Below are 13,333 nucleotides of genomic sequence, written 5' to 3' on the forward strand. Positions count from 1 at the left end.
AATCTGGATAATTTTAAGATATAAAAAGGAGGTTAAAAGAAATTAAGGAAGTGTTGAGTCAGAGTAATTCGTCTCTGAGGTCAACGGTGTCTGTCATGTCAGGTCCTGTGGATATTATGGTTACAGGAACTCCAGTTTCAGTCTGTATCTCTTCAACGAAGTTTTTAACTTCAGGTGAGAGCTGACTGTACTCCTTGACACGTTCGCACTGTGGGAAGAGCCTGTCAACACATGTCAATGCTATCTGGGTTGCCCCATTTATCATGCATGATTCCTTGGCAAGTTCCATGTCAAAAACACCAACACGTCTCCTTCTTCCTGTGACTGTTCCGTACTCTTCTATGTGCATTTCCTCTGCACGTTCCTGAGTTATCTCTGTTTTGAATGGTCCTGCACCCACACGTGTGATATAAGATTTGAATACAACTATGACCTCATCGATCTTGGTTGGGCCCACTCCAACATCTGCTGCTGCTGTACTTGCAGTTGTGTCCTTACTGGTTACGTAGGGGTAGGTTCCGTAGTAAAGTGATAATCCAAATCCTTGGGACCCTTCGATGAAAACATCTTCACCATTGTCTATGGCCTCGTTGACCTCTGTTGGCACGTCTGCTGTGTAGCCTTCCATTTCCTCGATTTGGCTTGCGAGTTTTGCAACCCTCATAACCCTGTCACTGTTTGCAGGTCCGCATCCACTTCCTGTGGTTCCTATGTTCTTTGAGAGGTAGTCTGAAGCTCGATCCTGCTGTTTATGTTTTTCTTCAATGATTGAGCAGCGGTAGTCTGCAAAGGTTCTCTCCTTAACATGGTACTTGTTCAGGTAGTTGAGTTCGTAGTGGAACACCTCAGGGTCCACCAGGACTCCCGCACCTATGAGAAGCCTTGCATCGGTGTGCACGAATCCTGAAGGTATCATCCTCAATCCATATTTTTCGCCGTTAAATTCAACTGAATGCCCTGCATTTGGGCCTACTCCAGCTCTTGCTATGATATTCGGTTTATCGTTTGAACAAAGGTAGGTTATGCATTTTCCCTTACCTTCGTCTCCCCATCCTCCGCCAACAAGTATGTTGCATGTCATGTGAAAATCTCCTGATAAATTCCTATAAAATCTTCCCTTTTTCTAAAAATGCTGTGGATGTAAAAATTTTTTTTCAGCCTCTTTTATATTGTATGGGCCTTGAATAAAAACCTTTCCATTGTTTATAAAAAATTCCCAAAACCCTTTATAAAAAATATTAAGAAAACAATGATGATATAAACCCATTAAATAGGGTAAAATATCTTTTAAAGAGTTTTAAATGCATATTTTGGGATTTTATGCATCTTACTGTTTTTGGCTTATGATCCTCTCGAAGAGTTCAGGCGTGTACTTCCGCTGAAGCGAGACAAGAATATGTCCATCCAAAGCTTCTTCCAGTATTTCCTTTGTTATCCTGTCTTCTCCACGCCTTATACGAACTGCCTGAGCTATCTGAGCCACGTCCCTTGCATGTGCGAAGGTTGGTTTGAGCTGTTCTCCACCGTAGACCATGGGCACGTAGACGTTCTTGAACCTCTCAAGCACATCATCATCGTAGTCCTCGTGCATTGCATCCAGGTTCTTCTTGAAAACCGTGACGATCTCATCTGGACTTGGTGGGTCCAGCATGATGTTCAATGGTGCACGTCTGAGGTGGGCCTCATCAACTATGGTAATGGCAAGGTTGGTTGAGAATGATGGTATGAAGTGGGTGTGAACGATTACAGGAGCACCCTTGATATACACAACGTCCTTCTTGTTCTCCAGGGGCACGATCAACCTGTTCAGAAGGGCGTTGTGATCCTCCTTCTGCCTTCCCAGGTCGTCGAGGAGGAGCACTCCACCGTTGGCCTTTATTATTGGGGAAGTTTCGTAGACTCCCTTGTTGGGGTTGAAGTTGGTTTCCAGTTTCTCAGTTGAAAGTTCGGAACCTGTGAACACGAATGGTGCGTAGATCTTAACCCAACGCGGATCATCAGGCTGTTCCTCACGTGCCTTGTGGAAATCAGGGTCGTAAAGCTGTATAACATCTCCACTGAACTCTATGAACTTTGGAATTAGAAGTGGAGGTAGAAGATCCGACATCTTACTTGTCAGGAAGGTTTTACCTGTTCCTGGAGGTCCATATATGAAGAATCCTTTTCCACCAATTGCAGCTTCTACAAGGGTTTTTTTAGCACCTTCAACACCAACAACATCCTTGAGAGCATCCTCAATCACCTGCTCTGGGATGTGGATTGGGAACCTGCCCTTGAGCTGTACCTCCATTATCTTGAAGTACTCCTCATATGTCACAGGGGCTATACCCATGTAGGGGTTTTCCTCCATCAATTTTTTGGCCTTTTCATGTCCCCTCTCCTTTATGGTGTACTCAACACTTGGGAAGAGAAAACTTCCCCCTGTCTGGGCACAGAATTCCTGTTTCTCCATTGCTCTCAAACATTTTTCAAGGATATCCACATGTAAACCTGTTATTTCATGGATCTGATTGACCTTAATGTTTCCATAGCTTGATATGATCTTCAGAATAAGGTTCTTTATGAATGACTCCGAGAGATCTATCTCTTCAAGGGATTTTGGCTGTTCCAGAACCTGGAAGAGCTTCTCCATTTTTTCATCGTGGTAGTAGTTCATTGAATCACTTTAACATCTTTTTTTGGATAAATATTAATTAATTGGAGGCCTATTTAACTTAAGATATTTCTTTATTCTTGTAACGTATTTATAAGATTTATCATGCTTTTAAGTGACATGTTTCTCATGGTACCATTTTGAGGTTTGAGTTTGGATCAAAAAAGTTGGAAGACCAGGCCCCATTTTTCCTGTTTCAATCTATTTTCGCATCACAAAAAAAAGATTTCAAAGTCAATTTCAATTATAAAGATTATTAGATGCTGAGAACACCTATTCAATCAAAATTTAACTGTTGATGGTTCTGAGAACCTTTAAAAAAAGATCTGTGAAAAAAAGGATTATGACTTCTCATTTGAGATATCTTTTTTAGCTTTTAAGGCCGGCTTAAAATCAGGATTCAACTCCAGGGCCTTGTCAAAACATTCCAGTGCTTCTTGATCTTTACCTAAACTTACCATGACCATACCCCTACGGTACCATGCATCAACGAAGTTCAGGTCAATTCTTAAGGATTCATCATAACTCTCTATGGCTTCCTGAGGTTTATCAAGATTTTCAAAGGTTTTAGCCCGGTTGTACCATAGTTCAGCATTCTTTGGATCCAGCTTCAAAGCCTCATCATAACTATCCAAAGCCTCAGAAAACCTCTCCAAATACGCCAAGGTGTAACCCCTATTGTACCATGCATCAAAATACTTTGAATCCCTCTTTAAAACCTCATCATAACTATCCAAAGCCTCAGAAAACCTCTCCAAATACGCCAAGGCGTAACCCCTATTGTACAATGCTTCAACATTCTTTGGATCCAGCTTCAAAGCCTCATCATAACTATCCAAAGCCTCAGAAAACCTTTCAAGCTTAACGAGAGTATTTCCCCGATTGTACCATGCCCCGAAGTGCTCAGGATCCAGATTCAAGGCAGCATCATAACTCTTCAAAGCCTCAGAAAACCTTTCAAGCTTAACGAGAGTATTTCCCCGATTGTACCATGCCCCAAAGTACTTTGGGTCCTGTTCTAAGGTTTTATCATAGAACTTCAAAGCATCTTCAAGTTTTCCCATTGCTTCTAAAACCAATGCTTTACCAAACCATGCATTGGTATGCTCTGGATAAGTTTCTAAAATGTTATTGTAAAGAACTAAGGATTCTTCATATTTTTCCCGTCTAAATTTTCTGTAAGCCTTTTTGGTAGCTACTCTTTTCTTATATTTACTTAAGTCCAATGTAACACTCCCCTAAAAAGATAAGGTGGCGTGCAAAAAAATATGGCACATCCCCAAGGATTGTATATTTAATAATTCATTGGGTTACATGGTTAATAACTTATCCAGTTTTTTGTGCAGATTCCATCCAGAATGCCTTCATCAAATATGGGGCACAATTCATGAGGAGTATCTGCACTGTTGACAAGCCATGGAGGTGCTGTTTGAATTAAAAAAGGTAATTTCATGACAATTCGATTTTAATATCATCAGATTTACACCATAAAAACATGTGATGATCCTGTTTCAGCTTAAAAAATGTTTTAGAAGTGGATTTTGGTGGAACATGCTTCAAAAAAATTAATAGTCAACACCATCAAATTGAGGCCAAGCATGGAAAAAATTGATTTTTTTTAGAAACTTTTATAAGGTACGACATGCATGATCAGTACTGTGGTACAAATAAGTTTTCGTATGCTATTGTATCATACCATTTTTTGGAGGAAACGTAAGATTGTAAAAGGTACTTCTAAAAAGACCAGACACACCCACTTAACTGATCTACGTTTCCTCAGCTCCTTTATTTAAATTATATATTTAAACTTTTCAGGTGCAGTTTTTAAATCAACAACGAGTTGTAGAATAAATAAACTCGATATTTGTTTCCGTGACAACCAACCTCAGCCTAGACGTGGCTTTTGACTTTTTTCATCACACTGAATTTTTCAACTCTGATCATAACCCTTAAAAATCTTAAGAACCAAATACCATTGGTGTTTTAAATGGATGAAAATGAAAAAATCAGAGAAGTCGAAGTTGGAGAAGAATTTCGAGTATGTGAAGTATGCGGATTTGAAAAAGGATTCCACACCTCCTTCCTGAAGGATGGTTCAACCTACAGGGTCATTTACATCTGTCCAGATTGCGGGACACGCTACGATGTGGGATTGATAATGGAGAGTTAATCATTTCTTCTTTTATATACTGGAATTTTCTTTTATAATGGAATTTTCTTTTATAATGGAATTTTCTTTTATAATGGAATTTTCTTTTAAACCATGAACAGAATATTTAATAATTCAATCATTAGGAAAGAGATTGTGGGCATAAGGAGCCAAATAAACCTTTAAACAGGGACCCTTGTTGTTAATTGACTCTATCTTTAAAGCTGTTTTATTTGATTTTTCAATAATTTCATGGGATAAATGGTCTTCAGTAACCATTTCAATTAAATCATCCAACTGAGAATCTCCAATTTCTTTATTGAGAGGTACCAACGTGATATGATCATCGTAAGGGTCATTGATATCATAGGGATCGTCGTGATCATCGGATAAATCTTCTTTTTCTAAAAATACGCATATTTTTTGGATTAACTCGTCCCATTTATCTTCAGAAATTATATGCACTCTCCTAATTATCAGTCATTTATTATTTTTATATGGTTTAATTCATCAATTTTTCTCTAAAGCCTCTTTAGAATTAATCCTTCATAAAAAAATGGGTAAAATGGAGGTTTATTTCCTCCTTTGTAACATTCCACCAAATACCGCTAAGATACCTAGTACTAATACTGAAACTGGCACACCAGTGTTTTTCATTGTAACTGTCTCAGCATTTACATTAACTGCAACATCTTTTCTAACTACACGTCCTCCACTTGTTGGATCAGAATCTTTTCCAACGTTTATGGTGATGTCTGACTGGTCATTGGTATTGTTTGGGTCGTAGTTGGTCTGGTACACTGTTGCTGTGTTTGTTATGTTCGCATTGGACTGAATCACTTGTGCAATGATGTTTAGTACAGCAGTTTCGCCACTTTGTAAATCTCCAATACTCCATAGTCCTGTTGAGGGATTGTATCTTCCATCAGCAGAGATAAATTTAAGTCCCTTTGGGAGTAAATCCTTCACAAAGACATCGGTTGCATTATCTGGACCATTGTTTGTCACTGTAATTGTGTAAACAATTTTATCATTCACAGGAGGTTTTTTATTGTTCACTGTTTTATTGACAGCTAAATCAGAAGTTGGCGTATCTATGGATAGTCTAATGTTCTCGTTGTCAGCTGTAGATTGAATTGAGTTTACGGTGCCTTTTTTGGCCGTGCTGGTGTAACTAACTGCGGTGTTTCTTATGTCTCCTGTAATGGTACTGCCATCTGGTTTCGTTATTGTAACCTTGAAGTAGGGTAACAGTTCTTTGTTACTTGTCACTGGAACATTAGTTTCCAGGGAATAGCCTAAAGTTACAGAATCACCCGCGTTGAGTGTTTGTGTAGCGTTAACAGTTGTGTTGAAGTTATTGGCGGATAACTGCAGAACGTACCAGTAGATCATATTTAGGTTTGTGCCTGAATTGGTAATTTGAGTTGGTGCGTTGTTAATTCCCCACCAGTTCAAGTTAGCATTGGTGTTGCTGCCTGTGTTGTTCAAACCCCAGTTATTCTGGTATATTCTGTTGTAGTTTAGTGTGTTGTTGAATCCATTTACTGTGAAACCGTTTCCTGTGTTTTTTAGGATTGTGGAGCTCAAAACAGAGTCTTTCTGACCATTCATAACAATGCCAATACCGCTGTTTGTTACTGAACCACTGGTGAATAGGCTACCAGAGGATGTTGAATTAAATATCAATCCTGCATTGGTGTTGTTACTACTGGTCACATTGTTCAGGATGTTGTTGATACCATTAAGAATGATACCGTTTGTATTGTTTTCAATGACAAAGTTAGTTAACCTGTCATTGTTTCCTGTGATAGTGAGTCCGTAAAGGTTGTTGGATAGGTTATTCTCTCCCAGAACAATAACTGCACTGTTATAACCAATTAAAATACCAGCACCATTGTTTGTGATGTTGTTGTTATTTACAGCGTTGTTAGTTGCATAAGTTGAAACACCGACGCTGTTACCGGTTACAGAGTTATCAGTCACAGAATTACCTGAATTAGCCAATCTAACTCCAGATAATGTGTTGTTAGAAAATGTATTATGTTTTACAGTTGAATTTCCTGTACCCGTTATGATTATCCCGTTTTGACTGTTGTTAGAAACAACGTTACCTCCCACAGTGGAATTAACTGAATTTGATAAGGTGATTCCAGATCCCTTGTTGTTATTGACGGTGTTACCTCTTACAGTTGAGTTAGAGGAGGTAGATACACCAATTCCAGTACCTCTATTGTTAGACACGTTGTTCTCAGTTATATTGGAATTAACCGCGTTGTACACTAAACCAATTCCAGCAAAGGTATTGTTAAACACATTATTCTCTGCTATGGTGGAATTAACTGTATTGATCAAGCGAATTCCGTAAATATTATTGTTGTTCACAGTGTTGTTGATCACCGTGTTATTAAATGCCGAAGAACTGTAGTCTCCAAGCACTATTCCATTGCTCGTATCGTTACTCACCACGTTGCCAAGTACAGTAGTGTTAACTGCGTTTGAGTATACATATATTCCATCTACATTGTGATTTAGTGTGTTGTTAACTAGGTATGAATTAATGGAAGTAGCCAGAACAATTCCGCCGTTACTCAAACTGTTACAGATTATGTTGTTGGAGACGGAAGAATTAACAGCAGAAGATAAATAGATTCCACGATTGGTGTTGTTGTACATAGTATTGTTAATAACATCAGTATTAGAAGCTGCATCAAGTGTTATTCCATTTTTACGGTTATTATTAACGGTGTTATTAACGATATCCGTGTTGTTAGACCTACCTAAATATATCCCGTAGGTGTAGTTGCTTACGCTTAATCCGGTTATGTTCACGTTGTTGACATTGGATACGGTGATACCAATGGTTGCCCCCTTTCCAATGAAGTTTACAGCACCATTGGCAAGAATATTAACACTATTTTTCACAGTTAATGCTAAATTAAGGTAGTCACCAGCTTGGAAAATCACATTATCTCCATTGGATATTGTTAAACCATGAACTGTCATCCCATTGAAATAATTCTGGATATCAGTTACAGCCCAGGTGTTGTTATCAATGCTAACATCGGCTGCACTGACACTGCTTAAACACGCAAAAAAACCAAGAAACGTAATACATAACATGATAATCCCATTAAATTTCATCATATTTCACCTCCCTTCGTTTCTAAGAAAATTATTAGTCTACACATTCCCCTTATAAAAACTTTTATATTTTTGTTACATAACTCACAAAAAAGTTTCAGTTTTTTTAATAAGTTGTGAAAATATCAAGGAAAAAGATCGTGAGTTTAAAAATACAAAAAGTGAAAAAAGCTTATGAAATAAAATTGAACTTCATTTAACTCTTAAATTCGATTAATAAATTATAAAACAAGACATTATATTAAAATTAAATCTAAAATAGTATTTTTACAAAAAATAACTGTTTTAAGAGCAATCACAATGCGGAATTAAACTAAAAAATAGGATTAACAATTAGTCTGATTTTAGCATGTATGAGGATGTAAGTAGGGTAATAATTTTAAACCATTTCAATCCTAAAATAGTCTGATTTTAGCACAGTGAAGCTGCAAATCCAATTGTACCTACTGATGATTTCAATCCTAAAATAGTCTGATTTTAGCTTTTTATTATAAAAGCTGGAAACTGAACGATCTCTAATTTCAATCCTAAAATAGTCTGATTTTAGCTTTCTTCAATGTGCTTCCTGTGATCATCACATATCTATTTCAATCCTAAAATAGTCTGATTTTAGCCAAACTTTGAAACAATACAAGCAACTGAGGGGGGCTATTTCAATCCTAAAATAGTCTGATTTTAGCGATAGAATCTCAGAGGTAGAATTTAAGGACAAAATAATTTCAATCCTAAAATAGTCTGATTTTAGCAAGTGTTTATATTGATGTTCCCCTTTTTTGCTGATTTCAATCCTAAAATAGTCTGATTTTAGCTCTATCACCGGGTAGCATTCCCTGGGAGGAAGATTATATTTCAATCCTAAAATAGTCTGATTTTAGCCTGTTGAGTTAGCCATAGCATTATAATCCACTTTCACACATTTCAATCCTAAAATAGTCTGATTTTAGCACAGATTACAGTTCATACTTAACATTAAACAGTGTAATTTCAATCCTAAAATAGTCTGATTTTAGCTGCACTATCAACTGACGTTAAAATAACAGGTTCAGTATTTCAATCCTAAAATAGTCTGATTTTAGCGAATCCTCCCATGAACGTTGCAACTTGGACAATTACATTTCAATCCTAAAATAGTCTGATTTTAGCTAGTGAAAAAATGAAATTAGACAAGGCACATAAATATATTTCAATCCTAAAATAGTCTGATTTTAGCTAGAAGTTTGAAGCTAAGATTCAATCATAAACTCTGATTTCAATCCTAAAATAGTCTGATTTTAGCCTAAGTTATCAAGTGCTAAATATGCCTCTAGCCTGATTTCAATCCTAAAATAGTCTGATTTTAGCTATTGGCATTTGCATAAGCTATTGCATTGAAGGTTGAATTTCAATCCTAAAATAGTCTGATTTTAGCCCACGAAGGTGTTTAGTTCTTGAAGTTGTGGAAAGATTTCAATCCTAAAATAGTCTGATTTTAGCATAATTCTGCTGAATGTGCTCTAGTCATGAAATCTTTATTTCAATCCTAAAATAGTCTGATTTTAGCACATTGGAGCTCCGACCTATCCCAAATAGACTTTATCAATTTCAATCCTAAAATAGTCTGATTTTAGCCTACATCAGTTAATTCAGAACCTTCTGTCTGATCCATATTTCAATCCTAAAATAGTCTGATTTTAGCCAGGGAGCCTTAATTGCATTATATGAGGCAACTAAAGCATTTCAATCCTAAAATAGTCTGATTTTAGCTCTTTGTCTCTCCAGTGTGATAATTCAGTATCAAAAAATTTCAATCCTAAAATAGTCTGATTTTAGCCGACTATGTTCAAAGATGATCTTGTTCCATGTTTGAATGGTTAAACTAACTGTTTCGGATTTTAGCCGACTATGTTCAAAGATGATCCCCACCCTAAATTATAATTTTAATCCTAAAATAGTCTGATTTTAGCCCTATTTTCTAATTTTATTTTTTAAATCAATTTATAATTTCAATCCTAAAATAGTCTGATTTTAGCTCTTTTTCAAGTTTAACGTCACATCTGCATTTGTTAATTTTAATCCTAAAATAGTCTGATTTTAGCGTTTGCAGTTTTATTATATTATTATTATATTATAGTATTTCAATCCTAAAATAGTCTGATTTTAGCGTTTCAAAGTTCCCCCTTGATGTTTTATTCCACTTAATTTCAATCCTAAAATAGTCTGATTTTAGCGCCACATAAGGATCAACATCAATAAGGATAATAATAATTTCAATCCTAAAATAGTCTGATTTTAGCTATCAATGTTAAACCTATTCCACTTCCCATTTTTAAATTTCAATCCTAAAATAGTCTGATTTTAGCATTCAGTCCTTGCATGCAATACATTAAATTCATTGAATTTCAATCCTAAAATAGTCTGATTTTAGCAATATGGTTGCTTTGCTCATTTGTTTAGTAATTTTAATTTCAATCCTAAAATAGTCTGATTTTAGCGTACACATTATGATTCTATTATGTTTCAAACAAATAATTTCAATCCTAAAATAGTCTGATTTTAGCACAACGGAGTGTTTGATCATACTAAATTCAAGGTATTTCAATCCTAAAATAGTCTGATTTTAGCCCCAACCTTAGAAGGACACACGAGTTCATGAAAATCAATTTCAATCCTAAAATAGTCTGATTTTAGCGAGGATCGATTAAATAGGTTACAAAGGATTATGAAGATTTCAATCCTAAAATAGTCTGATTTTAGCTTCACAGGGTGATTGCAAATGTGAATGAATTCCCAAATTTCAATCCTAAAATAGTCTGATTTTAGCTATATCTCATCACAATATTTTGAACAACCCCTGAAGCATTTCAATCCTAAAATAGTCTGATTTTAGCTTGAAACGGGAGGCTCAGCATGGGTATTATTCAATAATTTCAATCCTAAAATAGTCTGATTTTAGCATTTGATGCCCATCCAATGCTTGATAAGGGGGATAGGATTTCAATCCTAAAATAGTCTGATTTTAGCGCATGTAACACATTAAATAGCCTGATGGGATACTATGATTTCAATCCTAAAATAGTCTGATTTTAGCGAAGAGGGACTTGGGAGGTTACAAAGGATTATGAAGATTTCAATCCTAAAATAGTCTGATTTTAGCTGATTATGATTGTAATTATGATGAGGTTAAAAGTGAATTTCAATCCTAAAATAGTCTGATTTTAGCACAATTGTTGCAGCTTATTTAATTCATTTTGTTTAATTTCAATCCTAAAATAGTAGTCTGATTTTAGCTAAAAAATTGTTTCAGCAGGTAGGTTGTTTAACTTGATTTCAATCCTAAAATAGTCTGATTTTAGCCTTTAAATTTTAATATTCGTCCTAACTGTCCAAATGAATTTCAATCCTAAAATAGTCTGATTTTAGCCTCATTCAATTTCACACCTCTGGCTTGCCTTTGTCAATTTCAATCCTAAAATAGTCGGATTTTAGCAAGAACCAACATTTCCAATCTTCTTTTACTTTGTAATTTCAATCCTAAAATAGTCTGATTTTAGCAAGAGCATTTCTTCAAAAGCAGATAAATGATGCTTAATTTCAATCCTAAAATAGTCTGATTTTAGCGGGTTGTCGTGTTAAATGTAACTGTTCCTTGGTTTAATTTCAATCCTAAAATAGTCTGATTTTAGCCCTCTTTAAGCTCTTCATACTCTGCAACATACTCCTTATTTCAATCCTAAAATAGTCTGATTTTAGCAATATTACGATTCTGATCAAAAAGAGTTGTATGTTCATTTCAATCCTAAAATAGTCTGATTTTAGCGTTACATCTTTTGTAAGTGCTTCAGTGTCTATGGAATTTCAATCCTAAAATAGTCTGATTTTAGCGTTAGAATAATTAATTAATGCCTTTTTTATAACTTCTTATTTCAATCCTAAAATAGTCTGATTTTAGCTATTAACAATATGTTTTACAATAAACGAATGTGGGAAGAATTTCAATCCTAAAATAGTCTGATTTTAGCTGATTTCCAGAAAAGTAATTCTGGAGTAATTATTGAATTTCAATCCTAAAATAGTCTGATTTTAGCAAAAAAATAGCGTTTTTAGTTAAATTTAAAAAATGTAATTTCAATCCTAAAATAGTCTGATTTTAGCACCAGTTGTAGATGTACCTACAGAAGCTCCAACTTAATTTCAATCCTAAAATAGTCTGATTTTAGCAAAATATATCAGTAGAGTTGTGTTCTACTCTACAGAAATTTCAATCCTAAAATAGTCTGATTTTAGCCAAGCTCCAACGACTTATTTTAATGAAGTTCAATTAAATTTCAATCCTAAAATAGTCTGATTTTAGCATCCTAAGAGGTTTACACTTATCGCCAGAGAACTACATTTCAATCCTAAAATAGTCTGATTTTAGCAAACATCGTGACCGTAATATTTTCGAGGTTTGGTATATTTCAATCCTAAAATAGTCTGATTTTAGCCCATTGTACGTGGATGTTTAATAAGGGGATTAAATCTCATTTCAATCCTAAAATAGTCTGATTTTAGCATATAGTTATCACGCCAATCTACTACTATCCCTGAGATTTCAATCCTAAAATAGTCTGATTTTAGCACCACCTAACCTCACGAAAACGACAAGGTAAAATAATTTCAATCCTAAAATAGTCTGATTTTAGCGTGTATACTGGAGATATTGCAGTTAATTGGATTGCAAAATTTCAATCCTAAAATAGTCTGATTTTAGCTAATAAATTATTAAATCAAGATGCTGCATCTGAAATTATTTCAATCCTAAAATAGTCTGATTTTAGCTCTCAGAAATAAAAACAGACCTAAGCACATTAAGGAATTTCAATCCTAAAATAGTCTGATTTTAGCCATCTCACAGGCTTATAATTATATCACTTCAATCTAATTTCAATCCTAAAATAGTCTGATTTTAGCTTAAATCCACAACTTGAGTAATATTCTTAATTTTATATTTCAATCCTAAAATAGTCTGATTTTAGCTTTGCATAGAAGGTAACTGTTTTAGTTTGGATGTATATTTCAATCCTAAAATAGTCTGATTTTAGCTATGAAAAATGTGATGTTAGCATATAAACATCCATATATTTCAATCCTAAAATAGTCTGATTTTAGCCTTTTTCATCTACATTTACCATCTCATTCATCTCCTATTTCAATCCTAAAATAGTCTGATTTTAGCTACCAGCTGAAAACTATCCCTGTGGATCCAATGCGTAATTTCAATCCTAAAATAGTCTGATTTTAGCCCGTGACTGTGAGAAAGAACAACACTTCGTAACAGAATTTCAATCCTAAAATAGTCTGATTTTAGCTTCAGTATACTTCATTAAAGGGGTGTGATCTTTTTTATTTCAATCCTAAAATAGTCTGAT

The 13,333-nt window shown here is 35.1% G+C and carries 7 protein-coding genes and 3 CRISPR repeat arrays (1 of these 10 cut by a window edge); of the genes, 1 reads left to right on the forward strand and 6 read right to left on the reverse strand.

Going from position 1 to position 13,333, the window contains the following annotated elements:
• Nucleotides 1–58: 58 nt before the first annotated feature.
• The 4 genes from MCBB_RS06410 to MCBB_RS12355 form a co-directional block, all read right to left on the reverse strand.
• Nucleotides 59–1,081: an adenylosuccinate synthetase gene (locus tag MCBB_RS06410; RefSeq protein ID WP_071906979.1), complete on the reverse strand. Its 1,023-nt coding sequence runs from the start codon at nucleotides 1,079–1,081 to the stop codon at nucleotides 59–61.
• A 246-nt stretch (nucleotides 1,082–1,327) separates the two neighbouring features.
• Entirely contained in the window at nucleotides 1,328–2,656 is a 1,329-nt protein-coding gene (locus MCBB_RS06415; RefSeq protein WP_071906980.1) for an ATP-binding protein, read from the reverse strand.
• A gap of 338 nt (nucleotides 2,657–2,994) precedes the next feature.
• Nucleotides 2,995–3,879, reverse strand: coding sequence for a tetratricopeptide repeat protein (locus MCBB_RS06420; protein WP_071906981.1), 885 nt, complete (start codon nucleotides 3,877–3,879; stop codon nucleotides 2,995–2,997).
• Nucleotides 3,880–3,971: 92 nt separating this feature from the next.
• Nucleotides 3,972–4,106 carry a hypothetical protein gene (locus MCBB_RS12355; RefSeq protein ID WP_269454981.1) on the reverse strand — a complete coding sequence of 45 codons (135 nt, stop codon included), beginning with the start codon at nucleotides 4,104–4,106 and terminating at the stop codon, nucleotides 3,972–3,974.
• A 534-nt stretch (nucleotides 4,107–4,640) separates the two neighbouring features.
• On the opposite strand from MCBB_RS12355, the gene MCBB_RS06425 reads away from it, so the two are divergent.
• Entirely contained in the window at nucleotides 4,641–4,823 is a 183-nt protein-coding gene (locus MCBB_RS06425; protein WP_071906982.1) for a hypothetical protein, read from the forward strand.
• A gap of 114 nt (nucleotides 4,824–4,937) precedes the next feature.
• Here MCBB_RS06425 and MCBB_RS06430 read toward each other — a convergent pair whose 3' ends face one another.
• On the reverse strand, nucleotides 4,938–5,267 hold the full coding sequence (locus MCBB_RS06430; protein ID WP_071906983.1) for a hypothetical protein: 330 nt from the start codon (nucleotides 5,265–5,267) through the stop codon (nucleotides 4,938–4,940).
• A 108-nt stretch (nucleotides 5,268–5,375) separates the two neighbouring features.
• On the reverse strand, nucleotides 5,376–7,925 hold the full coding sequence (locus MCBB_RS06435; protein ID WP_171899099.1) for a NosD domain-containing protein: 2,550 nt from the start codon (nucleotides 7,923–7,925) through the stop codon (nucleotides 5,376–5,378).
• 407 nt (nucleotides 7,926–8,332) lie between these two features.
• A CRISPR array of direct repeats spans nucleotides 8,333–9,757; the repeat unit is 30 nt; unit sequence ATTTCAATCCTAAAATAGTCTGATTTTAGC.
• 102 nt (nucleotides 9,758–9,859) lie between these two features.
• A CRISPR array of direct repeats spans nucleotides 9,860–11,146; the repeat unit is 30 nt; unit sequence ATTTCAATCCTAAAATAGTCTGATTTTAGC.
• A 103-nt stretch (nucleotides 11,147–11,249) separates the two neighbouring features.
• Nucleotides 11,250–13,333: a CRISPR direct-repeat array (repeat unit 30 nt; unit sequence ATTTCAATCCTAAAATAGTCTGATTTTAGC); it runs 9,784 nt beyond the window's last position.

Source organism: Methanobacterium congolense (assembly GCF_900095295.1).
GTDB lineage: Archaea > Methanobacteriota > Methanobacteria > Methanobacteriales > Methanobacteriaceae > Methanobacterium_C > Methanobacterium_C congolense.

Bases quoted from the DNA above. Each gene is read 5' to 3' on its own strand.
- MCBB_RS06410 (WP_071906979.1), bottom strand. From the start codon at position 1,081: ATGACATGCAACATACTTGTTGGCGGAGGATGGGGAGACGAAGGTAAG.
- MCBB_RS06415 (WP_071906980.1), bottom strand. From the start codon at position 2,656: ATGAACTACTACCACGATGAAAAAATGGAGAAGCTCTTCCAGGTTCTG.
- MCBB_RS12355 (WP_269454981.1), bottom strand. From the start codon at position 4,106: ATGAAATTACCTTTTTTAATTCAAACAGCACCTCCATGGCTTGTCAAC.
- MCBB_RS06425 (WP_071906982.1), top strand. From the start codon at position 4,641: ATGGATGAAAATGAAAAAATCAGAGAAGTCGAAGTTGGAGAAGAATTT.
- MCBB_RS06435 (WP_171899099.1), bottom strand. From the start codon at position 7,925: ATGTTATGTATTACGTTTCTTGGTTTTTTTGCGTGTTTAAGCAGTGTC.